Here is a 23020-nt window from a genome sequence, read left to right as displayed (position 1 = left end):
TTGCAACCTTAGACTTTGCAAACCCAGTCTGCAAAGGGGTCAGACGGCGCCGACACGTTTTTCGCGCTGGATGGTGTAGACGATTGCCGCGACGGAAAATACCGATGTGATCAGCATGATCCAGACCAACGTCGATGATCCGACGCTTACCGCAGACGCCGCGCTGGCCACAGCCGACAGAATGGCGCCACCGCCGATCATGATCGCGCCGCCCAATCCAGATGCCGTACCCGCCAGATGGGGCCGAACGCTTAGCATCCCGGCGCTGGCATTCGGCAGGACCATTCCGTTGCCCAGACCGACAAAACACATGAAGCCAAAGAAGACCGCTGCCGAGTCAAAGGGTGTGTAGGACAGGATCAAACAGGTCAAAAGCCCCGCGCAGGTGACGACAGTGCCCCACAGGATCATGCGGTTCACCCCCACCCGAACGGAAAACCGGCCCGAGATATAGTTGCCCACCAGATAGCCCACGGCAGGTGCACCCATGTAAAACCCAAGCGCGGTCGATCCCAGCCCATAGATATTCGCGCCAACGCCCGGCGCGCCGCCCAGAAAGGCAAAAAATGACCCCGACGCAAAAGCGGCCGCCATGCAATACCCCCAAAACCGTCGGGCGGTCAGCAGTTCAGGGTATTGGGCAAACTGATTGGCCAGACTGGTCTGATGGCCCTGGTGTGTCTCGCCAAGGTCCCGATAAACAAGCCAGAACAGTGCCAGAGCCAGCACCACAAGCATCCAGAAATTCGACTGCCAGCCCATCAGATCATTCAGATATCCACCAATGGCCGGACCGATCATAGGTACCAAGGCCATACCCATGGTCACATATCCGATCATCGAAGCGGCCTGATCCTGCGGATACATATCGCGCACGATGGCGCGGCTAAGGACCAGACCCAACGCGATAATGGCCTGTGCCATCCGTGCGATCAGGAAAAGTTCAGGCGTCGGCGCAACCGCGCAGGCCAGCGATGCCAGGGTAAAGGCTGCAATGCCCCACAGGATCACGGGCCGTCTGCCAAAATAATCCGAAAGCGGCCCGATGAAGATCTGCAAAATGGCGTTCACACCAAGGTAAAGCGCGACCGACAACTGCATGACCCATTCTTCGGTCTGATAGTGTTCGGTCATATTGGGCAAAGCGGGAAGAAAGACGCTCATCGACAGGGCCGACAGCCCGGCCAGCAGGATCAGCGTTGCGATATGGGGCGGGGTGGCGCGGTCCAAAAAGCGCGCCTTTGGGGTCAACGACATTGGTTTGCCTTAGGCCGATCCGCTCGCCTTGTCCATTGGTTCGTTGTAATCTGACTTTGGGAAGGAAGTTTGCAACTTTGCAATTTGCAAAATTATACTTTGCAAGACTTTGCAAATTTTCCACTTTCCTCTTTTCATTTGCGGTAGCCCCCGTAGGCTGCGCAACAAAATGACCCAGGGAGGTTCTGAAATGAAAGATATCCTTCAAGAGCTGGAAGAGCGTCGCGAAAATGCGCGCCTTGGCGGTGGACAACGACGCATCGATGCCCATCACGGCAAAGGTAAGCTGACGGCCCGCGAAAGGATCGAGCTGCTGCTTGACGAAGGATCTTTCGAAGAATTCGATATGTTCGTGGCCCACCGCTGCAATGATTTCGGGATGGATGCCGAACGTCCTGCGGGCGACGGTGTTGTGACCGGTTGGGGCACGATCAATGGCCGTATCGTTTATGTTTTCAGCCAGGATTTCACCGTTTTTGGTGGATCACTGTCTGAGACGCATTCGCAAAAAATCTGCAAGATTATGGATATGGCGCTGCAGAATGGCGCGCCGGTGATCGGCCTGAACGACTCAGGGGGTGCGCGCATTCAGGAAGGCGTGATGTCGCTGGCCGGTTATGCCGACGTGTTCCAGCGCAACGTGATCGCCAGCGGCGTCGTCCCGCAGATCAGTGTGATCATGGGCCCCTGTGCCGGCGGTGCCGTGTATTCCCCCGCGATGACCGACTTTATCTTTATGGTCAAGGACACCAGTTATATGTTCGTGACCGGCCCGGATGTTGTAAAGACGGTGACGAATGAGGTCGTGACCGCCGAAGAACTTGGCGGGGCCAGCACGCATACCAAAAAATCATCTGTTGCCGATAAGGCCTTTGAAAACGATGTCGAGGCGATGGCCGAAGTGCGCCGTCTTGTCGACTTTCTGCCCTTGAACAATCGCGAAAAGCCACCCGTCCGTCCGTTTTTTGATGATCCGGCTCGAATTGACGACAGCCTTGATACACTGGTGCCAGAAAACCCGAACACGCCCTACGACATGAAAGAGCTGATCATAAAGCTGGCGGATGAAGGCGATTTTTACGAAATTCAGGAAGAGTTTGCGAAAAACATCATCACCGGCTTCATCCGGCTGGAAGGGTCAACAGTTGGGGTTGTCGCGAACCAGCCCGTGGTTCTGGCGGGCTGTCTGGATATCGACAGCAGTCGCAAGGCCGGGCGCTTTGTCCGGTTCTGCGATGCGTTTGAAATTCCGATCCTGACTCTGGTTGATGTCCCCGGCTTCCTGCCCGGCACGTCACAGGAATATAACGGCGTGATCAAACATGGTGCCAAACTGCTGTTCGCCTATAGCGAAGCGACGGTGCCGAAGGTCACCGTGATCACACGCAAGGCCTATGGCGGCGCTTATGTCGTCATGGCCTCAAAACACCTGCGCGGTGATTTCAATTACGCCTGGCCCACGGCCGAGATTGCTGTAATGGGTGCCAAGGGCGCGACTGAGATTCTGTATCGGTCAGAACTGGATGACCCCGAAAAAATCGCAGCCCGCGCAGCCGAATACGAAGAACGCTTTGCCAATCCCTTTGTTGCGGCAGAAAAGGGTTTTGTGGACGAGGTCATCATGCCCCATTCCACCCGCAGACGCGTCTGTCGGGCCTTTGCGTCACTGCGCAACAAAAAGTTGCAGAATCCCTGGAAGAAACACGACAATATTCCGCTATAAAACGGTATGGCGTTGCACAAAAAAATATCCGCGGTGTTGATTGTCGGCCTGTGCGCGGGGTGGCATGGTCAGGCCTTGGCTGAAATCAGCCTGCCATCCGGGCAATTGGTTGTTTTACAGGAAATGCGGCTGGACGACGCTGGGGAATCCCAAGGCACGACAGCACGCTTTCGCTATATCGCCCCCGATATCGACCGTGATGCGGGGCGCCTACGCTACATCGACGTTCAGCCGGATTTTGAGGTGCTTTGCAGCCAACATGCTCTGATTACGTTACAAAATCGGGGAATCACTGCATCACAGATCGTTGTCAGCCTGTCTGATCGCCCCACAGAGTTTGGCGAAGCGGCACCAGAGGCGACTCAGTACTTCGAAGCCTTCCGAATTGAAAATGAAACCTGCATTTTGGAGGCCTTCTGATGGTCGCAATAGCCCATTTTTATAAGGCTTCCGGCAAAATGGTGCCGGTCATTGATGCTTTCGCGCCACATCCCGCCAACATATCTTGTGGAACATATCTTTTTCTGCGCAGTTTTAATAGGTTAGAAGCGGCCCGTCCAAAAACGGACCGTATTGCTAGAACCGGGCGTGGGGGGATTTCCGCTAGCGCCTTACGGACAGACAGTAGGAGAAGTAGATGTCGAAGAGCATCAAAGCATTTGCAATTGTTAGCCTTGTTCTTGTGGTTGCAGCTTGTGGCAACCGTAACAACCAAGAAGAAGAACCAGTTATGGTCGAGCCAGTCACAGAAGAACAGCCAATGGGCAAATTCTAAGTGGTATTTTGCGGCGCGGGCCTTCTGGCCCGCCCGCGGATTTTTGGCACCCCAACGCGGTGTAACTCCCCTTTTACTTGATAATTTATCTTCTGCCACACGCAGGCCGCCGTCATGATAAAACATCGCGGCTTTCCCGGGCGATTGCCCGGTACTGACTATCAATTCACCATACGTCGCCCAAGCAAAAAGGGCGCAACCCCCTTAACAACACGCGAACGCTATGCCGATCGCAGACCTGCTGACCGCCGCGCTGACGAAGGTTTCATGATGGCCCTTTGGCACTGTTTTGGCGAAGAACCGTTTGAGCGCGGAAACCTGGATGCCGGCCGTCTGTCCTGGCTTTTCGGACGCGAGGTTATTGCTGCAGAGGATGATTTTGATCCTGCTTCATATGATGCGATGCTGCGTGTCAACGTACCTGTTGCACGGGCGTCATTCCCTGATGTTTTCGAAGGGAACTAAGCATGATGTCGCCTTACATGCCGGAAACTCAGCAAAAACCGGCCCAAAATCGACTAAATTGGCGCCTTTTCTATGCAAAACACACTGAAAAGAGCAAACTTATCAGCATAGTAGAGTGCCTTTCACGGTGCTTTACTTTGGTTTGGCAAAACCATACCCTTCCCCAAACTATTGGTCTGGCCCACAGTCGGGTCAGATCACTTTTTGTGGAAGACAACAAAAAATCACCGCGCCCAAAGCGTGGAGCAGGAGTTAGAAGAAGATGGGTAAAATTTGTAAATTGGCCGTTTGCATTGCAGCGTTTGGGGTGCTGGCCGCATGCGACAACGACATCGAACGTGGCGCCGTCGGCGCTGCATCGGGTGCCGTTATCGCTGGTGCATTGGACAGCAGCATTCTGGCCGGGGCCGTCATTGGCGGTGCCGCAGGTGTGTTCTGTGACGACGCCGGCGTTCGCGTCTGCCAATAAAACGATAAACTCTGGCGCCACGCGCGCCCGCACAACAAAAACAATCAAAGCCATCGGCCAAGGGCGCGCCGGTGGCTTTTTCTATGTGACAAAGGCCCAAGGGGATACGGCATGTTCAAGAAAATACTGATTGCCAACCGTGGTGAAATCGCCTGTCGCGTGATCAAAACGGCGCGCAAGATGGGCATTCAGACCGTGGCGATTTATTCCGACGCCGACAAAAACGCCCTGCATGTGAAAATGGCGGACGAGGCCGTGCACATCGGCCCACCCCAGGCCAATCAGTCCTATATCGTGATCGACAAGGTGATGGATGCCATTCGCCAGACCAAGGCCGAGGCTGTTCACCCCGGCTATGGGTTTTTATCTGAAAATAAGCTCTTTGCCGAAGCCTTGGCCAAGGAAGGCGTTGCCTTTATCGGACCCCCCGCCGGTGCCATTGAAAGCATGGGCGACAAAATCACCTCAAAGAAAATCGCGCAAGAGGCTGGCGTTAGCATTGTGCCCGGCAATATGGGGCTGATCAAAGATGCCGATGAAGCGGTCAAAATCTCAGGGGAAATCGGCTATCCAGTGATGATCAAGGCCAGCGCTGGTGGCGGCGGCAAGGGCATGCGGATCGCCTGGAACGATGATGAAGCACGCGAAGGCTTTCAGTCGTCAAAAAACGAGGCCGCCAACAGTTTCGGCGATGACCGAATCTTTATCGAAAAATTCGTAACCCAGCCCCGTCACATCGAAATTCAGGTGCTGGCCGACGCCCATGGCAACTGCATCTATCTGGGTGAACGTGAATGTTCGATCCAGCGTCGGAACCAGAAAGTGATTGAAGAGGCCCCGAGCCCTTTCCTGGATGAGGCCACGCGCAAGGCCATGGGCGAACAAAGCTGCGCACTGGCCAAGGCTGTGGGATACACCAGCGCGGGCACCGTTGAGTTCATCGTCGATGGCGACCGCAATTTCTATTTTCTTGAAATGAATACGCGGTTGCAGGTGGAACATCCTGTGACCGAGTTGATCACCGGCGTTGATCTGGTTGAACAGATGATCCGCGTGGCCAATGGTGAAAAGCTGTCGATGACACAGGACGACGTGAAGCTAAACGGTTGGGCGATGGAAAGCCGTCTTTACGCCGAAGACCCCTATCGCAACTTCCTGCCGTCGATCGGGCGCCTGACCCGTTATCGCCCGCCTGCGGAAATCGTCGATGACACCCACGTTGTCCGCAACGATACGGGCGTCTTCGAAGGGGGTGAAATCAGTATGTACTACGACCCGATGATCGCCAAACTGTGCACCTGGGGGCCGGATCGGGCGCAGGCCATTGACCACATGCGCAACGCTTTGGACGCGTTTGAACTAGAGGGGATTGGTCACAACCTGCCATTCCTCAGCGCGGTGATGGACCATCCGAAATTCACATCGGGCAACATCACCACAGCGTTTATCGAAGAAGAATATCCCGATGGGTTTCAGGGCGTGACCTTGCCTGATGCTGATCTGAAACGGCTGGCGGCGGCTGCGGCGGCGATGTACCGGGTTGCTGAAATACGTCGCACGCGCGTTTCGGGCCGCATGGACAATCATGAACGCAAGGTGGGTGATAACTGGGTCGTGCTAATCGATGGTCACGAAATGCCCGTGACCATCGCGGCCGATCATGACGGGGCAACGGTTCATTTTGACGACAGTAGCACCCATCGCGTTGTCAGCGGCTGGACGCCGGGGGACAGCCTGGCGCTGTTGCAGATCGACAAGACACCTATGATCGTGAAGGTTGGCAAGGTCTCGGGCGGGTTCAGGTTGCGGTTCCGCGGCGCCGATCTGGCGATCAAGGTCTATAGCCCGCGTCAGGCGGAACTGGCCCGTCTGATGCCGGAAAAGGTGGCGCCCGATACCTCAAAAATGCTGCTGTGTCCGATGCCGGGTCTGATCGTCAGCCTTGCTGTTGACGTTGGGGATGAAGTGCAGGAAGGCCAGGCGCTTTGTACGATTGAAGCGATGAAAATGGAAAATATCCTGCGGGCTGAACGCAAAACGGTTGTATCGAAAATCAACGCAGCCGCCGGGGATAACCTGGCCGTCGACGACGTGATTATGGAGTTCGAATAACCCGCCATGTGCGCCGCTCAAACCGCGACATATCCGCTTGATACCACCGGTTTGAAACTTGGGGCTGGTCAAGTGTTCCTATTTTGTTCTAAATTGGAGCCATCCAGTCAAAATGAGTCGCGCCATGGTACAGACCGTCAACGTTCTGTTTTTCGATATGAATTCGTATTTCGCATCGGTTTTTCAGGCCGAAGAACGCGATCTGGTGGGCAAACCATTGGGCGTCGTAACCACGATTTCGCCACGTGCGACCTGTATTGCGGCCAGTGTCGAGGCCAAGAAATACGGTGTGCGCATGGGTACCCGCATGGCCGAAGCGCAGAAAATGTGCCCGGGCATTCAGTTTCGCGCGGCCAAACACGATATGTTTGTCGACTATCACCATCGCATCCGCGCTGCGGTCGAAACGGTTATTCCGATCGACAAGGTGCATTCGGTGGACGAATGTTCCTGCAAACTGCTTGGGCGGGAACGCGACCTGAATGCGGCTTTGCAGATTGGTGCGGATGTGCAGCGCGTGATCAAGAAACAAGTCAGCACCGCCTTGCGCTGTTCAGTCGGGGTGGCTCCGAACAAACTGCTGGCCAAGCTAGCGGCCGAGATGAAAAAGCCCGAAGGGCTCAATTGGCTGACACCCGATGTGCTACCGGACAAGATCGCAGGTCTGCAGCTGGACGATATTCCGGGGATTTCCCGCGGTATTCTGGGGCGGCTGACACGGGCGGGTATCCACGATGTGCCCAGCCTTTATGCCATGTCACCCAAGGCCGCGCGGCACCTGTGGCGCAGCGTCGAGGGCGAACGCTTTCTGCGCCAGTTGCACGGCGAAACAGTGATTTATCCCGACACGAAACGCAGTTCGCTTGGGCATGGTCAAATCCTGACGCCGAAAAACAGAACGCCCGAGGGCGCGCGACTGGTCGCGCGTCGTCTGTTGGTCAAGGCAGCGTCCCGCCTGCGACGCGAGGGGTTCTTTGCCCGCACGATGTACGTCAGTTTCAAGAACGCCGACAAACAGCGGGCCGGGGCCGAAGGTTCATTTCCAGCAACACAAGATACATTCGCGCTGCTGCAAACATTCGACCGCTATTGGGGCAAACTGAATGTCACCCGTCCGCTGTCAGTATCGATGATGTTGGGCGGGCTGCATCCGATATCGGGCCACATCGGCGATCTGTTCGAAGACCGCCCGGCGGGCGAACCGACAGACCGCGAAAGGCTATGCAGCGCCATCGATGCGCTGAATATTCGTTTCGGGCAGGACACGATACGATTTGGCGAGTTGCCACCGCACCGTGTCCCCTATACCGGTGCAAAAATCGCGTTCGGGCGCATCCCCGATCCGGTAGAATTCAGCGAATAGGGAAGGAACAGAAATGATCTGGCTGGACCCTTATGTAGATCCGCGCGTACAGCAGGCCTTTGTGGCCGGGGCCTTTGTGGCCATTGGCTGGATCGTAAACGGGCGTCAAAACCGTCGCGCCCGCGTGCGCCAGCGGGAAGAACGGCTGCGCGACGTGCACCGCGCCCTTTATGCTGAAATTGCGTCCTATCTTGAAAATTTGCAAAGCGAAGAGGCCTTGCTGGACTATCGCGATCAGATGCTGGAACATATGCAGGAAAACCCCGATTTCATTCCGCTGATCCCAACCGAGCATAACGATACGATTTTTCGCACGATCCTGCCGGAAATTCATATTTTGCCACGCACAAGCATTGATCCGGTTGTGGCATACTACAACCAGCTGTTCGCGATTGAGTCGTTTATTCAGGATATGCGCGGTGAAGGATTTCAGGATCTTGAGCCGGAACGGCGCGCTGCCATGTATTCAGACTATATCGCCATGAAAACACAGGCCCTGGCCGATGGTCGCTATGCGCTGAAGATGATCGATGCCTTCGCGAAGGGCGGAAGAGAAGCGGCGCGCGTCGAACAACAACGCGTCGCGAATGAAATAAAGGCGCTGAAACTACAAGAAAAAGGGTCTGAAACTAATATCCAGGGCGGGGACCCGTCCGGCCAGTCACAGGAATAGGTGTGTTTCTTGTATTCGGCATTGAAATATCCCTCGTATACGGAAAATTTCCGGAATGATCCGTTAATTTTCATATTAGGCGAAAGCTGCCACTATTTCAAGGCGTCACGCCACTATTCACTTCTGTTTCTATCACGAATCTCTTGCCGACGCAGCGGCATTTTATCGATCGTGCGTGATATTTCACGAACATCCCACGGCGAAGGTTTACGCAGTTTTACCCCACCGTCCTTGCCAATCAAAACCAGCATGAAACCGCGGGGCCGCAATTTCTGGCGTATCGCCGAATTTGCCGCGGGATTGCTATCGACCAAAACGACAACATCGCGCACGGCAAGTTCATCGGCCCGCGCGGCCAAAAGATCGACCTGTTCCTGCAGGCGCGGATCATTGGGGCTGTCAGCAAAAACCACGACCGGGCGCGCAATCCATTTGAAATCATCAAGGTTGATCTCAACCGCATCCAGTTGGAGCGTTGGCTCGGACTGCCATTGTTCGACGGGTGGCAATACCAATGCTGTTTCAACCATCGTGTCACCAAAAGTCGGCATGGCAAGACCTGCCATACAGATCAGGGATAAAATTCTTTTCATCATGCCTCCTGCTTATGCAGATATAGGCGCATTTGTCGGGAATTCGAATAGGGGAAATGCTGGTGATGTCAGACAGTTGATCACATCTGGCAACGTAACCGGCAGTTTCGCGGGACAATCTGGTGATAAAGTGAAAAATCACCGCGCCAGCCAAGGGAAAGGACAGCACCATGACCGATAAAACCGAGGAATGGAAAAAACTGGCTGAACAAGAGCTGCGCGGTCGCCCGCTGGATGATCTGACCTGGGAAACGCTTGAAGGGATCAAGGTCAAACCGCTTTACACCGAAGACGATATCGCGGGCCTTGATCATCTGGGCACCATTCCCGGGGCCGCGCCGTTCACACGCGGGGTCAAGGCCACGATGTACGCCGGTCGCCCCTGGACCATCCGACAGTATGCGGGCTTTTCCACCGCAGAAGAGTCAAATGCCTTTTATCGCAAGGCGTTAGCCGCCGGGCAACAAGGTGTCTCGGTCGCCTTTGATCTGGCCACGCACCGCGGTTATGACAGCGATCATCCAAGGGTTGAGGGCGACGTGGGCAAGGCCGGTGTCGCCATCGACAGTGTCGAGGATATGAAAATTCTCTTCGACGGCATCCCGCTGGACAAGGTCAGCGTGTCGATGACCATGAACGGCGCCGTCATCCCGGTTCTGGCCAATTTCATCGTCACCGGCGAAGAACAGGGCCATGATCGCAGTGTACTGTCGGGCACGATCCAGAACGATATCCTCAAGGAATTCATGGTCCGCAACACCTATGTTTATCCGCCTGAACCGTCGATGCGGATTATTGCGGATATCATCGAATACACCTCGAGCGAGATGCCGAAATTCAATTCGATCAGCATTTCAGGTTATCATATGCAGGAAGCTGGCGCGAACCTGGTGCAGGAACTAGCCTATACCTTGGCCGACGGGCGTGAATATGTCCGCGCTGCGCTGGCACGCGGGATGGACGTGGATAAATTCGCTGGCCGTCTGTCGTTTTTCTTCGCCATCGGCATGAATTTCTTTATGGAGGCCGCCAAACTGCGCGCCGCCCGTCTGTTGTGGCACCGCATCATGAGCGAATTTGAACCCAAGAACCCACGGTCCATGATGCTGCGGACCCACTGCCAGACCTCGGGCGTCAGTCTTCAGGAACAGGACCCCTATAACAACGTCGTCCGCACCGCGTATGAGGCGATGTCGGCCGTGCTGGGCGGCACACAGTCACTGCACACTAATGCACTGGACGAAGCGATCGCGCTGCCCACCGAATTCAGCGCGCGCATTGCCCGCAACACCCAACTGATCCTGCAAGAGGAAACCGGGATTACCAATGTCGTCGATCCGTTGGCGGGGTCTTATTACGTCGAAAGCCTGACTGCGCAATTGGCCGATGAGGCTTGGAAGCTGATCGAAGAGGTCGAGGAAATGGGCGGCATGACCAAGGCTGTGAACTCTGGCATGCCGAAACTGCGGATTGAAGAAACCGCCGCGCGTCGTCAGGCCCTGATCGACCGCGGCGAAGACGTGATTGTCGGCGTGAACAAGTATCGTCTTGAAAAAGAAGATGAAATTGACATCCTTGATATTGATAACGCCGCCGTCCGTGACAGCCAGATTGCGCGGCTTGAAACCATACGCAGCACACGAGATCAGGCGAAATGCGATGCGGCGCTGGTGGAATTGGAACATCGCGCGTCCAAGGGCGGCAATCTGCTGGACGCGGCAGTTGAGGCCGCGCGCGCCCGCGCATCCGTAGGAGAGATTAGCATGGCTATGGAAAAAGCATTCGGTCGTCATCGGGCTGAGGTGAAAACGCTGGCCGGTGTTTATGGTGCAGCATATGAAGGCGACGAAGGTTTCGCCGCCATCCAGAAATCCGTCGAAGATTTCGCCGAGGATGAGGGTCGTCGCCCCCGTATGCTGGTCGTGAAGATGGGCCAGGACGGCCATGATCGCGGGGCGAAAGTGATCGCGACGGCCTTTGCAGATATAGGGTTTGACGTTGATGTGGGGCCGCTTTTCCAGACGCCGGACGAGGCGGCGCAGGATGCTGTTGATAATGATGTTCATGTGATCGGGATCAGTAGTCAGGCGGCGGGGCACAAGACGCTGGCGCCGAAGCTGGTTGAGGCGCTAAAGGCGCAGGGGGCGGGCGATATCATCGTGATCTGCGGCGGAGTCATCCCGCAGCAGGACTATGATTTCCTTTATAATTCAGGGGTTAAGGCCATTTTCGGCCCCGGAACGAACATCCCCGAAGCCGCACAGGATATCCTGCGACTGATCCGCGAAGCCAGACAGGACGCGGCTTAGATTATCGGTTTTCGGGTATTCGAACGGCGCCATAGCGGCAGATTTTGACGCAAGGTCACAAATCTTAATGCTGCGTACGGTGGCAAATTCACGTGTGCAAATTGCACATTTACCGTAAAGCTGCACAATTCAGATGTGCAATTTGCACATTTTTCGTAGGATTTGCCGCGATTTCATGATTCGCAGAGGTTTTGTATGAAATCACCCTGTGGATAAAGTTCATGTCAACGCGCGCGGAGGCGATAGAGTTCGGTAACACTCTGCCCTAGTTAACCATTTCCCGAGGCCATTAACGTCTCATAAATCGCACCGTACGGTACCAAACTTTGCAACTTTACAAAAATCGAATCGAAAACTTTGCAAAGTTTGCAGCGTTAAGGTTTGGGTAAGGAAAGTCTGGACTGGTTTGGCTACTGAACCTATGGTCGTGCTAACTGGTAGGCAGCAAAATGCTGAATGTTGACTGCTCTTCTTATGGATGAAGGAAGCTCGGCTCTTCCCGCTTGAGGCGAGACACGCGCTCGATCGTTGCAGGATCAATCTCACGCATCGTCAGCTGAGCGTTCACTCTACGTGCAGCAGGACCCGCGCGAAACCACTTCGAAGCTGATACTAAATTGAAGCGAGGGCGGCGCTGTCCATTTCTCGGTCTGGAGGCCTCCATCAACACCTCGATCATTTCGTCAATGCGATAAAGGCCACCTGCGACAGGGAGAGGCATCTTTCGCTGCTGAAGCGCCTGACGCTTCACCTCGAGCTTCTCAGCAACATCCGCCAGACTCACTAAGTCAGGACGGACCTCGCGCAAGACAGTGCCCGCTGGCAGCACCTTGATCAGTACACGCGCCGCTTCAAGGATAGCACTCTCTGCATCATCTCCTTCAGCTTCCAACTCTACACCCAGCAAACCGGCGCGACCGGTACCAACGAGTGCATTCTCGAAACCAGCCTCGAAAATAGCGTCGGACAGCGCAAATGCATCATGCTCACCTTCGGGGAGCGCGAAAACTAGTTCGAATTCGAATTCTTCAGCCATCTGCTTTTCCTTCATCTTTATTCTCAAGCTTCACACAGGCTAGAGCCTTCTGTCGAATTTTTTTGGCGAACTGCTGCGGATTTTTAGGTGTCGACCAGACAGACATCTGGCAAAATTCACCGCAGCGGCACTCCTTATCGTTAGCAGGGCAACGTAGAATTCCCCATGCGTGACTCCTGCCTTCGATCAAATCCCATCCAAGTTCTTCGAGCTCTTGGATGACAGCCTCAATTTCCTTGGACGTGTGCTTCTTTCTTGGCACCAAACATACTCCACTTTTTTAAATTGTCAATCGACAATATAAATACTCAGTAAAACACCGCTGCTATTACAGACTGGTACCAACGTATCCTAACGCAATGGCGTCACAGAAAGCGCGAAAACGCTCCGTGGTCTAGGACAGGAATAAAGGATAGATATCCTAGATATCAACGTTAACTTTGATACTGCTCTGCCTCTTCATAGCCTCGTATTACTAGTCGTAGACCTGCCGACAAATGTGGCGCGGCTAACTGCCACTCAGTCCGCAGTCAGACTTCAGAAAAGGCTTATGGCGGTTAGAAACAGCTGTGTTTTTATGAACGCTTTACGTCCTTATCTAAGCATCGCCCTAAAGTTCTGCGATAAACTGCGACGTTGCAGAGGATTGCGCCGCCCTGGGGGGCGGATTGGCGCGGCCCGGTGGTGCACACCGGGCGGAGTGATTGGGCGGACGTTTGTCGCCCGCCCGCAGAGGGTCTCAAAAAGAGCGGCCGACCTTACTCCGCGGCGTCTTCGCCCAGAAAACCACCCGATTGGCGTTGCCAGAGGCTGGCGTAGATGCCGGTTTGGGCCAGCAATTCATCGTGCGTGCCGTCTTCGACAACGCGGCCCTGGTCCAGGACGACGATCCGGTCCATTTGCGCAATCGTGGACAGGCGGTGGGCGATGGCGATGACGGTTTTGCCCTGCATCACGCCATACAGCGCGCTTTGGATGGCGGCTTCGACCTCGCTATCGAGGGCCGATGTCGCCTCGTCCAGTACCAGGATCGGCGCGTCTTTCAGGATCATCCGCGCAATCGCGATCCGCTGGCGTTGGCCGCCCGACAGTTGCACACCCCGTTCGCCCACATAGGCGTTATAGCCCGTCCGGCCCTTGGGATCGCGCAGGCCCAGGATAAACTCATGCGCCTCGGCCTGTTTGGCGGCGTCGATCATTTCAGCCTCAGTCGCGCCTTCACGACCGTAAAGGATGTTGGCGCGGATCGAGCGGTGCAGCAGAGAGCTGTCTTGTGTGACCACTCCGACGTTGCTGCGCAGGCTATCCTGGGTGATGGTCGAGACATCCTGGCCATCGATCAGGATGCGGCCCTGTTCGACATCGCGGTAGCGCAGCATCAGATTGACCAGCGACGATTTACCAGCGCCCGAGCGACCCACCAGACCCACTTTTTGCCCGGCGGGGATGGTCAGGCTGACGTTGTCCAGACCGCCTTTGCCCTTGCCGTAGTGGTGGCTGACGCCATCGAACCGGATTTCGCCGGTTTTGCGGATCAGATCGGGTGCCTGCGGGGCATCGACCACGGAATGGGGCACGGAAATGCTGCGCAGGCCTTCGCGGATCACACCAAAGTGTTCGAACAGGCGGATGGCCACCCACATGATCCAACCGCTCATCCCGTTCAGGCGGATGGTCAGGGCCAGGGCTGCGGTGACTTCGCCCACGTTGATGCGGCCTTCGGACCACAGATAGATGGCCAGGCCGCCCATGCCGACGATCAGGAAACCGTTCAGCAGGTTCAGGACCAGGTGCAGTTCCGTGGCCAGCCGCAGGAACCGGTAAAGCCGCAGCCTGAACCGGCGGAAGGCGGACAGGACATAGCGTTCTTCGGCCGTGCCGCCGGCGAACAGCTTGACAGATTCGATGTTGGTATAGGCATCGACGACGCGGCCGGTGACCAGCGACCGGCCATCGGACCATTTTTCCGACGCGTGGGCGACGCGCACCACCAGAAACCGTGTGTAGGCGATGTAAAGCGTCAGCCAGATGATCAGTACGACGGCCAGCCATGGGTTGATCTGGCTGATCACCAGGGTCGCGGTGATGACGTAGACGAAGGAAAACCATACAGCTTCCAGGAAGATATAAGCCGAATCTTCGGTCGCGGGGCCCATTTGCATGACGCGATTGGCCAGACGTCCGGCGAAATCATTCTGGAAGAAGCCCATGGACTGACCCAGCAGGTGGCGGTGCGACCGCCATTGTGTTTGCACGTGCAGGGTGCCCACCAGTGTTTGTTCCAGAAACAGGTGGTTGAGGAAGATCATCGCGGGCCGCAGCAGCAGAATGATCAGCGCGGCGATCAGCATTTGTCCGCCGTGGGCATCCCAGAAGGCACCGGGGCCGGATTGGGTCATCAGATTGATGATATGGCCCGAGTAAAAGATCAGCAGGCTTTCCCCGATGGCCACGATCAGGCTGGTCAGCGCCATGATCGGCAGCCAACCCTTCAGTGGTTTGAGTTGGGACCAGATATAAGGCAGCACCTTGTTCGGCGGCGTCTGCGCGGCATAGGGCTGAAACGGGTCAACGAGGTTCTCGAAGAAGCGGAACATTGGGGAATATCCTTGGAAGAAGGGTCGTCATTTTGCATTGGATGGGGGGGGCGGGCAAAAGCCAGCCCAGACAGGACCGGCGTTATCGCTGATCTGGGGTCCTGTCGTGCATCATGCAAAATCCTCCTGCTTGGATAATTTGTCCTTACCCGATGATTTCCCCGGCGTCACCCCCCACCGGTCATTTTTTGCCGACGCCGCTAGATAAACCCAGGGTTTAGTTTTCCTGACCGTGTTAACCTATCGTGATGTGTTGGCGTCACACACGCCTTGGTTGTGTGCGTAAATATGTCTTTTTTCACGTTTTTTGCTTTACCATTCCGCAACTCTGCGCAAAAGTCAGGGTGATTGTGGTGATTTGAGAATGGAGCCAGTCATCACCAAGGCCTTGAAACATATCTGGAACGAAGCCGAACCGGCCATGAAGATGTTTCTTTTTGGCCCCTTCACTGTGCTTGATGCGAACGGTGATGATATCACGCCCAAGTCCAAAAAGTCGCGGGCGATTCTGGCGATGTTGGCAGTTGCCCCGCGCGGGTCACGGACACGGGTCTGGCTGCGTCACAAGCTGTGGAGCGATAGCGGCGAAGATCAGGCCTCGGCCAGTTTGCGCCAGGCTTTATTGGATATTCGGCGCGCTTTTGGCGATATCGCCGATGATGTTGTACAGGCCGACAAGAACACCGTTTCGCTGAACATGGATGCCATCGACGTTGATGCGCTGGCACTGCTGGATCCCAACCGTCAGGCGGATGAGGACGGCCAGACCAGCTTTAGTCCGACCGAGCATTTTCTGGAGGGGCTTGAGGTCAAGGACCCCGAATTTGACGACTGGCTGATCAGCGAACGTCAGATCTGGCAGCGCCGGGTCGAGGATGCTGATTTCCAGCACTCACTGGACCCGAAATCGGAACGCACCGGTGCTTTGCCCATTCAACCGGTAGGGCAGAATGAGCCGCGCCCGTCGATGTCGGCCCAACGCGACTGGCTGATCGCGCTTTTGCCGCCGCAGGTTTTCGGCGAAGGGCTGGCGGTGGAACAGGTTCAGGCCGATCTGCACCGGATGCTGTCGAAGTCTTTGATGGAGGTCGGAGATCTGAAAATCGTCGATCTGGCGACGGCCTCGGCCCCGACGACGCGTGCGCCATGGATACAATCTGTGCCGACAACGGCCGGACTAGCGCTGCAGATGCGGTTTTATGCGGGGCCTTCGACGTTCCGCGCGGCGCTGATGTTTCAGGACCCCCATGACGGCAGTTTGATCTGGTCGTCTGAACGCAGCATCTATCGTCAGGATGCCCGGCGCGCGGGGTCGGGCTTTGCACACGATCTGATTTCGCGCGGCGTGGATGAGGTGATCCAGCATTTCCTGCATCGCGATGGCGCGGAAATGGCCGAAGAAGACGCCCGTCTGGCCGCGGCGATTGCCTATATGTTCCGCCTGTCGCGCGAAGATCTGGATCGGTCAGAACGTATCCTGCAGTGGCACCTGAAATTCAACAACTCGGCCCAGGCCCATGCCTGGATGGCATTTCTGATGACCTTCCGTGTGGGTCAGCGGTTCAGCTTCGAAGATGCCGAAGTGATTGAAAAGGCGCAGACACATGCCCGCAACGCGTTGGAACTGGACCGGAACAACGCCCTGGTCAGCACCCTTGTGGCGCATGTGCATTCCTATCTGTTTGGTGAATATGACTTTGCCGCGGGGCTTTTTGAAAGCGCGCTGAAACATAACCCGACGATCGCCCTGGCCTGGGATTTGTATGCGATGCTGCACGCCTATGCGGGCCAGCCGAAACGCGCGTCACTGATGGCGCAATGGGCGTGCCATCTGGGCGGGCAAAGTTCACTGAGCTATTACTACCAGACCACCCGCGCCATCACGGCTAATTTCGCAGGCGAACATCAAACCGCGATTGAGGCGGGCGAAATGGCCCTGTCGGAACGCCCCTATTTCAATTCCTTGCTGCGCGTTCTGGTGTCCAGCAATGCCCATCTGGGTCACATGGATCGCGCGAAGATGTATCTGGACAAGCTGTTGTCGGTCGAACCCACATTTTCGATCCATGCCCTGCGCGAAGCCGGGTATCCCGGACTGGAAACCAACGGCGGGCGGCACTTTGTACAGGGCCTGCTGAAAGCCGGTGTTGCCGAAAGATAACCCAACAATTGCAGACTGAAGGTGGTTTCGACGCGATTTGATCGTGGATCGCGCGACATCTGCGCACAAGTTGGTCGGATTGGGCTGGAATTTAGGCGCGGGATGTTGTTAACAGCAAACGGCCAGCGGCGCAGCAAGCCATACTTCGTCTGCGTTCGGTGCTGTGAACAAGGACGGTATGACGACAATGGCTGAGTTTCTGACCACGAACGCCGGGATTGCCCTGATGATATTCCTGCAATGCCTGCTGGTGATGGGCTTTGTGATGGTATCACTGCTGTTTCTGGTCTACGGCGACCGTAAAATATGGGCCGCTGTGCAGATGCGGCGGGGCCCCAATGTGGTGGGGGCCTTTGGTCTGTTGCAGACTGTGGCCGATGCGCTGAAATACGTGGTCAAGGAAATCGTGGTGCCCGCCGGGGCGGATCGGACGGTGTTCATGCTGGCCCCGATGGTCAGCTTTGTGCTGGCCATGGTCGCCTGGGCGGTGATTCCCTTTAACGATGGATGGGTGCTGGCCGATATCAATGTAGCCATTCTGTATGTCTTCGCGATTTCGTCGCTTGAGGTGTATGGCGTGATCATGGGCGGTTGGGCATCGAATTCGAAATATCCCTTCCTGGGGTCGCTGCGGTCGGCCGCGCAGATGATCAGTTATGAGGTGTCGATCGGTCTGATTATTGTTGGCGTGATCATCTCTACTGGACCCACCGGACTGAACTTTAGCGGCATTGTCGCTGCGCAAGACACCCCATATGGCTTATTAGGCTGGTACTGGCTGCCGCATCTGCCGATGGTGTTTTTGTTCTTTATCTCGGCTTTGGCCGAAACGAACCGTCCGCCTTTTGACCTGCCCGAGGCGGAATCCGAGCTGGTCGCAGGGTATCAGGTTGAATATTCATCAACGCCGTTTTTGCTATTCATGGCAGGCGAATATATCGCCATTTTCCTGATGTGCGCCTTGATGAGCCTGATGTTCTTTGGCGGCTGGCTGTCGCCCGTGCCATTCCTGCCCGATGGGCCGGTCTGGATGATTGCGAAGATGGCGTTTTTCTTCTTCCTGTTTGCGATGGTCAAGGCCATCACGCCCCGCTACCGCTATGACCAGCTGATGCGCCTGGGCTGGAAAGTCTTCCTGCCGTTTTCGCTGGCCTGGGTTGTCTTCGTCGCCTTCGCTGCCCAGTTCGGCTGGTTCTGGGGCGCTTATGTGCGCTCGGGTGTTGGGGGATGACGCCGCTTCGACCATATGCACTTGCAATGGGCTTTGCGTTCCTTTTCGGCTTGCATACTTCTTTTGCAAACGCCGACGACAGACAGATATTGCTTTCAAATTACGTGAGCTGCGCACAAGCTGATGACTGGGGCTGTGCCTTTGATAACCTTGCATCTGCTTTTGATCATGAAGAAACGGATTATCCCGAAGCTTGTCGGGGTGATCATCATCATGGGTGTTCCTATGAGATGATCGCAGCCTACGAAGCTGCCATCCGTGCCGCTACAGAAGAAACAGCTGAAAACCAAAAACAAATCACAGAACGTGGCATAGATATTCTTGGCGCTCTAAGCAACAACTTCAAACATACTGGCGGCGGAGAGCTTGGCTTGTCGGTCATTCGCTTTGAAGCGTGCAGAAGTTTAGATGACACTGCGTGCGCCTATGAAAGCGCAGAAATGATAAGCAAGTTTTTGGATTTTGACAAAAACTTCACCATAGATGAGGCGGAAAACGATTTGAGGGACTTTGGATTTTCATCTGATCTCGCGATGATTACGTCACAAGCGAAGTTTCTTTATTCGGAGAGTGCGAAATGACCCAGATCGACTATACCCGAGCGGCCAAGTACTTCCTTTTGGCCGATTTTTTCAAAGGCTTCAAACTGGGGATGAAGTATTTCTTTGCCCCCAAGGCCACCGTGAACTACCCTCACGAAAAAGGCCCGCTTAGCCCGCGGTTTCGTGGCGAACATGCGCTGCGGCGGTATCCCAATGGCGAAGAACGCTGCATCGCTTGTAAACTATGCGAAGCTGTCTGCCCCGCCCAGGCCATCACCATTGATGCCGAAGCCCGCGAAGACGGCAGCCGCCGCACCACGCGTTATGACATTGACATGACCAAATGCATCTACTGCGGCTTCTGTCAGGAAGCCTGCCCGGTGGACGCGATTGTCGAAGGGCCGAATTTCGAATTTTCGACCGAAACGCGGGAAGAGCTGTATTACGACAAAGCCAAACTGCTGGAAAACGGCGAACGCTGGGAAGCCGAAATTGCCCGCAACCTGGAAATCGACGCACCGTACCGCTGATGGGCACTTGGGGAATACATAGCTTTGACAATTCTGACGCGATCCGTTTTCTGGCGCAGTTGGATGCGATGAAGTACGACCCCCCGATCTTCAATTGTGAACGTGTCGAGAATGCCGTGGGGGCTGTGCTTGATGCAGATCCGTCCGAGCTTGATTTGAAGGATGCAGCAATTGCCGTTGCAGCCGCAGAGGTCATGGCTGCGGCCTTTGGGCATCCGCGCGCGGGCTGTGAAACCGATCCCTATGAGGTGAGCACCTGTCTTAAATTTCGTCATAACTGCATCAGCGAGGCGCTAACGGTGTTGCGACATGTTCGGCAGGAAGCGTCGCAACAGGCCGCCCTTTGGGACGGCACTGATCAGGCGCACGAATGGCAGGAAAATCTTACCGATCTTGAGCGCCGGCTGATCGCAGGTGCAGCTGATTTTCGTCTGGTCATCGAGGTGAAACACGCTGATCACGATCAGGCACCCAAACCGGCTTTCAAAAAAGTTGATATCGATAAGCTTCGCGGCGAAAAGCAAATAACACTGCAAGATATAAAGACAAAAGGATTTGATCGGATGGGCACCTGGGGCATACATAGCTTTGACAATGACGACGCGGCTGATCTGCTGGCGGCGCTGGAAGAGGCTGATCATCCCTCTGACCGGGTGGAAGCTATCCGAGAGGCCTTTAGTGCGACTTTCGAAGTAGAATACATTGATGCGTATATTGGCGCCACAGCCGTTGCTGGGGCCGAAGTGATTGCCGCTGCTTTGGGACAACCGCGCACGGGCGATCAGGCGGATCCTTTTGGACTTGAAGCCTCGGTCAAGTTTTATGACGATAGTCTTGGTATGGCGTTGGCTGTGCTTGGTCAGGTCCGTACGGACGCATCTGAGCTGGTCGAGTTGTGGGATGACAGCGACGAGGCAGACGACTGGCGCGCCAGCCTTGCGGACCTTGAAGCGCGGCTGCGTCAGGCCGCGAAGGCCCATGATCTGAACCCCGATTTTACGCCGCCACGCCCGGGTGATTTGCCGGATCTTGCGGAAAGATTGGAAAACAAGCAGATCAGTGTTGATATTCTGGAGGAATATAAGGCCGAGCTGGAAAAGTTGGCCGACCAGAAAAAGGGCGACCCATCGGTCGAGGTGCTGCGTCAGTTGGGCCGCAAGATCTTTCGGATGCATAACGATATCACCAATCTGCATTATGCGATCACCCAAAGCATCGATGAGCTTGCTATGCGGATCGACAGGCTTGAGGGAAAAGGCAAATGACCAGCGACGCCTATCAGCGCGGCAAGGCCAAGGCCGAAGCGACAAACCCCGGCATCGAAGAGGCCCTGCGCGACCGTTATGATGCTCTGCTGCCCGGCTTTTCCAAGACAATGATGGAAGTGCCGTTTGGCCACTATTACACCCGCGGCGTTCTGGATGACAAAACGCGCTATCTGGCCACAGTGGCGGGATTGGCGGCGCTGGGCGGGCAGACGGTGCCTCAGCTGAAAATCCACGTGCTGAACGCCTTGCGATCCGGTGCCACAAAGTACGAAGTGGCCGAGGTCATCAACCAGATGGCCCTTTACGGCGGCTTTCCCGCGATGATCAACGCCCTGAACGCCGCGATTGAGGTGTTCGAGGCAGAAGAGAGTGCCAATGGTTGATGCAGTCGCAAAATATCCGTTTGATCCCGACCTCAAAGAGCCTTTGCTTGAGGAAATCGACGATATGGGCACGGACTTTGCCATAGGCACGCTGGATGCCGTTTTGATGGAGGCCGCTGGTGGGATCGTTGCCGAAGGTGTCACGAAAGAAATGTACGAAGGGCAGGTCATTTCAGCCATGATAGCCGCCGATATGATAGCCGTCAGTCTGGGTGAAGCCGCCACGGTGCTGGATGAAGATTTTCAGAAGGCGACCGCGCCCCATGCCGAGGATTTGCGCGAAACCGAAGGTGCGGCTGATCTGGCGGATCGTGCCCTGGCTATCGTGTCTGATGAAAACAGCGAAACTTACGCGGACTGTTCTGCCGAACTGTCTTCACGCGATGAATTTCTAAAACTGGTTGGTCAATTGCGCGGCAAACTGACAGACGCCAAGACGCGCTATGCCGGCACCTGGGAAGATGCGCCTGCGGGGGCCCTTTTCGAAATCACGATGTATCCTGAGGATGGCGATACCAAATGACTGACCCGAAAAACCCCTTTGAAGTGATGATGGCGCAAAGTCAGGAATGGGCGCGGGCGCTGAACCCGGCGCTGGAATCCTTTACGCCCAAGGGGTTTGAGGCACTTTGGCCAACCATGCCGAAAGAGCTGATGGAAACCTTCATGGGCAAGACTTTCAACCCCGATGGGCTTGACGCCAAGACCCGTTTGCTGTTGACGCTTGGCGCGCTGACCATTCTGGGGGCACAGGCCGAAGCGCAGGTGCGGCTGACGGTGCGTCACGCGGTTGAGGCCGGCGCGACGAAACAGGAAATCGCCGAGACCATCGCGCAGATGGGTGTATTCGGTGGGGTGCCAGCGATGACCAAGGCCATGGAACTGGCCAATGAGGTTCTGGACGAGAAAGAGGATAAAGACGCATGACCGTAGCCGCGATCGCCTTTTATGCCTTTGCCATCAGCACCATCGCCGGTGGGCTGTTCACCGTCCTTAGCCGGAACCCGGTGCATTCGGTCCTGTGGCTGATTTTGGCGTTTTTGTCCTCGGCCGGGTTGTTCGTGCTGTTGGGCGCGGAATTCGTGGCGATGTTGCTGATCATCGTTTATGTGGGCGCGGTTGCGGTGCTGTTTCTGTTCGTCGTGATGATGCTGGATGTGGATTTCGCCGAGTTGAAGGCCGAGATTGCAAGGTACACGCCGCTGGCTCTGCTGATCGCGGTCGTTCTTCTGATGCAACTGGCGCTGGCCTTTGGCGCGTGGGAGTTTTCCAGCGGGTTCGAAGAACGCCTGGCCGCGAACACACCCGAAGATATCCACAACACCGCCGCTTTGGGCCTGCTGATCTATGATGACTATATCATGCTGTTCCAACTGGCCGGTCTGATCCTGCTGGTCGCCATGATCGGCGCCATCGTTCTGACCCTGCGTCACCGCAGCGACATCAAACGCCAGGACGTTCTGGCCCAGATGTACCGCGACCCGGCAAAGGCGATGGAGTTGAAAGACGTCAAACCGGGGCAGGGGCTGTAAC

23 protein-coding genes are annotated in these 23020 nt (G+C 55.7%); 17 read left to right on the top strand and 6 right to left on the bottom strand.

From position 1 onward, the window contains the following. Window positions 1-39 precede the first annotated feature (39 nt). On the bottom strand, window positions 40-1257 hold the full coding sequence (locus tag H7848_RS01050; protein ID WP_208347300.1) for a multidrug effflux MFS transporter: 1218 nt from the start codon (window positions 1255-1257) through the stop codon (window positions 40-42). Window positions 1258-1447: 190 nt separating this feature from the next. Here H7848_RS01050 and H7848_RS01045 point away from each other — a divergent pair, with 190 nt between their 5' ends. Next, a complete protein-coding gene (locus tag H7848_RS01045) occupies window positions 1448-2980 on the top strand; it encodes an acyl-CoA carboxylase subunit beta (RefSeq protein ID WP_208347299.1) in 1533 nt (510 codons plus the stop codon). 12 nt (window positions 2981-2992) lie between these two features. Then, window positions 2993-3400 carry a DUF6497 family protein gene (locus H7848_RS01040; protein WP_208347298.1) on the top strand — a complete coding sequence of 136 codons (408 nt, stop codon included), beginning with the start codon at window positions 2993-2995 and terminating at the stop codon, window positions 3398-3400. A gap of 19 nt (window positions 3401-3419) precedes the next feature. Here H7848_RS01040 and H7848_RS01035 read toward each other — a convergent pair whose 3' ends face one another. Further along, window positions 3420-3881: a hypothetical protein gene (locus H7848_RS01035; RefSeq protein WP_208347297.1), complete on the bottom strand. Its 462-nt coding sequence runs from the start codon at window positions 3879-3881 to the stop codon at window positions 3420-3422. On the opposite strand from H7848_RS01035, the gene H7848_RS01030 reads away from it, so the two are divergent. From H7848_RS01030 to H7848_RS01010, 5 genes are all read left to right on the top strand, one after another. Further along, window positions 3870-4220 (top strand): hypothetical protein, encoded by a 351-nt coding sequence (locus H7848_RS01030; RefSeq protein ID WP_208347295.1) that lies wholly within the window; start codon window positions 3870-3872, stop codon window positions 4218-4220. The two genes, H7848_RS01035 and H7848_RS01030, sit on opposite strands and share 12 nt — an antisense overlap. A 262-nt stretch (window positions 4221-4482) precedes the next feature. Continuing rightward, window positions 4483-4689 (top strand): hypothetical protein, encoded by a 207-nt coding sequence (locus H7848_RS01025; RefSeq protein ID WP_208347293.1) that lies wholly within the window; start codon window positions 4483-4485, stop codon window positions 4687-4689. Between the two features lie 111 nt (window positions 4690-4800). Continuing rightward, the gene (locus tag H7848_RS01020; protein ID WP_208347291.1) at window positions 4801-6801 is read left to right on the top strand and encodes an acetyl-CoA carboxylase biotin carboxylase subunit; all 2001 of its coding nucleotides are present in this window, start codon (window positions 4801-4803) and stop codon (window positions 6799-6801) included. Between the two features lie 124 nt (window positions 6802-6925). Further along, on the top strand, window positions 6926-8164 hold the full coding sequence (locus H7848_RS01015) for a Y-family DNA polymerase (RefSeq protein ID WP_208347289.1): 1239 nt from the start codon (window positions 6926-6928) through the stop codon (window positions 8162-8164). Window positions 8165-8177: 13 nt separating this feature from the next. Continuing rightward, complete coding sequence (locus tag H7848_RS01010) at window positions 8178-8837, top strand: hypothetical protein (RefSeq protein WP_208347288.1); 660 nt, start codon at window positions 8178-8180, stop codon at window positions 8835-8837. Window positions 8838-8950: 113 nt separating this feature from the next. On the opposite strand, the gene H7848_RS01005 is transcribed toward H7848_RS01010, so the two are convergent. Next, on the bottom strand, window positions 8951-9430 hold the full coding sequence (locus H7848_RS01005; protein ID WP_419555482.1) for a DUF4174 domain-containing protein: 480 nt from the start codon (window positions 9428-9430) through the stop codon (window positions 8951-8953). A 170-nt stretch (window positions 9431-9600) separates the two neighbouring features. On the opposite strand from H7848_RS01005, the gene scpA reads away from it, so the two are divergent. After that, on the top strand, window positions 9601-11739 hold the full coding sequence (scpA, locus tag H7848_RS01000; protein ID WP_208347285.1) for a methylmalonyl-CoA mutase: 2139 nt from the start codon (window positions 9601-9603) through the stop codon (window positions 11737-11739). Between the two features lie 472 nt (window positions 11740-12211). Here scpA and H7848_RS00995 read toward each other — a convergent pair whose 3' ends face one another. From H7848_RS00995 to H7848_RS00985, 3 genes are all read right to left on the bottom strand, one after another. Beyond that, on the bottom strand, window positions 12212-12775 hold the full coding sequence (locus H7848_RS00995) for a hypothetical protein (protein ID WP_208347284.1): 564 nt from the start codon (window positions 12773-12775) through the stop codon (window positions 12212-12214). Beyond that, entirely contained in the window at window positions 12768-13037 is a 270-nt protein-coding gene (locus H7848_RS00990; protein ID WP_208347283.1) for a hypothetical protein, read from the bottom strand. The genes H7848_RS00995 and H7848_RS00990 overlap by 8 nt, the downstream gene beginning before the upstream one ends. Window positions 13038-13533: 496 nt before the next feature. Further along, the gene (locus H7848_RS00985; protein WP_208347282.1) at window positions 13534-15372 is read right to left on the bottom strand and encodes an ABC transporter ATP-binding protein; all 1839 of its coding nucleotides are present in this window, start codon (window positions 15370-15372) and stop codon (window positions 13534-13536) included. A 364-nt stretch (window positions 15373-15736) separates the two neighbouring features. On the opposite strand from H7848_RS00985, the gene H7848_RS00980 reads away from it, so the two are divergent. From H7848_RS00980 to H7848_RS00940, 9 genes are all read left to right on the top strand, one after another. Continuing rightward, a complete protein-coding gene (locus tag H7848_RS00980) occupies window positions 15737-17533 on the top strand; it encodes an SARP family transcriptional regulator (protein WP_237072484.1) in 1797 nt (598 codons plus the stop codon). A gap of 187 nt (window positions 17534-17720) precedes the next feature. Next, a complete protein-coding gene (nuoH, locus tag H7848_RS00975) occupies window positions 17721-18764 on the top strand; it encodes an NADH-quinone oxidoreductase subunit NuoH (protein ID WP_208347453.1) in 1044 nt (347 codons plus the stop codon). After that, window positions 18761-19345: a hypothetical protein gene (locus tag H7848_RS00970; RefSeq protein ID WP_208347280.1), complete on the top strand. Its 585-nt coding sequence runs from the start codon at window positions 18761-18763 to the stop codon at window positions 19343-19345. Before nuoH ends, H7848_RS00970 begins: the two co-directional genes overlap by 4 nt. After that, entirely contained in the window at window positions 19342-19836 is a 495-nt protein-coding gene (gene nuoI, locus H7848_RS00965; RefSeq protein WP_208347278.1) for an NADH-quinone oxidoreductase subunit NuoI, read from the top strand. The genes H7848_RS00970 and nuoI overlap by 4 nt, the downstream gene beginning before the upstream one ends. Next, complete coding sequence (locus tag H7848_RS00960; protein WP_208347276.1) at window positions 19836-21101, top strand: DUF4259 domain-containing protein; 1266 nt, start codon at window positions 19836-19838, stop codon at window positions 21099-21101. Before nuoI ends, H7848_RS00960 begins: the two co-directional genes overlap by 1 nt. Continuing rightward, window positions 21098-21487: a carboxymuconolactone decarboxylase family protein gene (locus tag H7848_RS00955; RefSeq protein ID WP_208347274.1), complete on the top strand. Its 390-nt coding sequence runs from the start codon at window positions 21098-21100 to the stop codon at window positions 21485-21487. The genes H7848_RS00960 and H7848_RS00955 overlap by 4 nt, the downstream gene beginning before the upstream one ends. After that, the gene (locus H7848_RS00950) at window positions 21480-22010 is read left to right on the top strand and encodes a hypothetical protein (RefSeq protein WP_208347272.1); all 531 of its coding nucleotides are present in this window, start codon (window positions 21480-21482) and stop codon (window positions 22008-22010) included. Before H7848_RS00955 ends, H7848_RS00950 begins: the two co-directional genes overlap by 8 nt. Continuing rightward, entirely contained in the window at window positions 22007-22414 is a 408-nt protein-coding gene (locus H7848_RS00945; RefSeq protein ID WP_208347270.1) for a carboxymuconolactone decarboxylase family protein, read from the top strand. The genes H7848_RS00950 and H7848_RS00945 overlap by 4 nt, the downstream gene beginning before the upstream one ends. Next, on the top strand, window positions 22411-23019 hold the full coding sequence (locus H7848_RS00940; protein WP_208347268.1) for an NADH-quinone oxidoreductase subunit J: 609 nt from the start codon (window positions 22411-22413) through the stop codon (window positions 23017-23019). Before H7848_RS00945 ends, H7848_RS00940 begins: the two co-directional genes overlap by 4 nt. Window position 23020 lies beyond the last annotated feature (1 nt).

The organism is Pseudaestuariivita rosea (assembly GCF_017592335.1).
In the GTDB taxonomy this organism is placed as follows: Bacteria; Pseudomonadota; Alphaproteobacteria; order Rhodobacterales; family Rhodobacteraceae; genus Parasulfitobacter; species Parasulfitobacter rosea.
Note: the sequence above shows the minus strand (reverse complement) of the source record. Positions and strands in the feature narration are given on the sequence as shown.

Bases quoted from the DNA above. Each gene is read 5' to 3' on its own strand.
- H7848_RS01050 (WP_208347300.1), bottom strand. From the start codon at position 1,257: ATGTCGTTGACCCCAAAGGCGCGCTTTTTGGACCGCGCCACCCCGCCC.
- H7848_RS01045 (WP_208347299.1), top strand. From the start codon at position 1,448: ATGAAAGATATCCTTCAAGAGCTGGAAGAGCGTCGCGAAAATGCGCGC.
- H7848_RS01030 (WP_208347295.1), top strand. From the start codon at position 3,870: ATGATAAAACATCGCGGCTTTCCCGGGCGATTGCCCGGTACTGACTAT.
- H7848_RS01035 (WP_208347297.1), bottom strand. From the start codon at position 3,881: ATGTTTTATCATGACGGCGGCCTGCGTGTGGCAGAAGATAAATTATCA.
- H7848_RS01025 (WP_208347293.1), top strand. From the start codon at position 4,483: ATGGGTAAAATTTGTAAATTGGCCGTTTGCATTGCAGCGTTTGGGGTG.
- H7848_RS01020 (WP_208347291.1), top strand. From the start codon at position 4,801: ATGTTCAAGAAAATACTGATTGCCAACCGTGGTGAAATCGCCTGTCGC.
- H7848_RS01015 (WP_208347289.1), top strand. From the start codon at position 6,926: ATGGTACAGACCGTCAACGTTCTGTTTTTCGATATGAATTCGTATTTC.
- H7848_RS01010 (WP_208347288.1), top strand. From the start codon at position 8,178: ATGATCTGGCTGGACCCTTATGTAGATCCGCGCGTACAGCAGGCCTTT.
- H7848_RS01005 (WP_419555482.1), bottom strand. From the start codon at position 9,430: ATGAAAAGAATTTTATCCCTGATCTGTATGGCAGGTCTTGCCATGCCG.
- scpA (WP_208347285.1), top strand. From the start codon at position 9,601: ATGACCGATAAAACCGAGGAATGGAAAAAACTGGCTGAACAAGAGCTG.
- H7848_RS00995 (WP_208347284.1), bottom strand. From the start codon at position 12,775: ATGGCTGAAGAATTCGAATTCGAACTAGTTTTCGCGCTCCCCGAAGGT.
- H7848_RS00985 (WP_208347282.1), bottom strand. From the start codon at position 15,372: ATGTTCCGCTTCTTCGAGAACCTCGTTGACCCGTTTCAGCCCTATGCC.
- H7848_RS00980 (WP_237072484.1), top strand. From the start codon at position 15,737: ATGGAGCCAGTCATCACCAAGGCCTTGAAACATATCTGGAACGAAGCC.
- nuoH (WP_208347453.1), top strand. From the start codon at position 17,721: ATGGCTGAGTTTCTGACCACGAACGCCGGGATTGCCCTGATGATATTC.
- H7848_RS00970 (WP_208347280.1), top strand. From the start codon at position 18,761: ATGACGCCGCTTCGACCATATGCACTTGCAATGGGCTTTGCGTTCCTT.
- nuoI (WP_208347278.1), top strand. From the start codon at position 19,342: ATGACCCAGATCGACTATACCCGAGCGGCCAAGTACTTCCTTTTGGCC.
- H7848_RS00960 (WP_208347276.1), top strand. From the start codon at position 19,836: ATGGGCACTTGGGGAATACATAGCTTTGACAATTCTGACGCGATCCGT.
- H7848_RS00955 (WP_208347274.1), top strand. From the start codon at position 21,098: ATGACCAGCGACGCCTATCAGCGCGGCAAGGCCAAGGCCGAAGCGACA.
- H7848_RS00950 (WP_208347272.1), top strand. From the start codon at position 21,480: ATGGTTGATGCAGTCGCAAAATATCCGTTTGATCCCGACCTCAAAGAG.
- H7848_RS00945 (WP_208347270.1), top strand. From the start codon at position 22,007: ATGACTGACCCGAAAAACCCCTTTGAAGTGATGATGGCGCAAAGTCAG.
- H7848_RS00940 (WP_208347268.1), top strand. From the start codon at position 22,411: ATGACCGTAGCCGCGATCGCCTTTTATGCCTTTGCCATCAGCACCATC.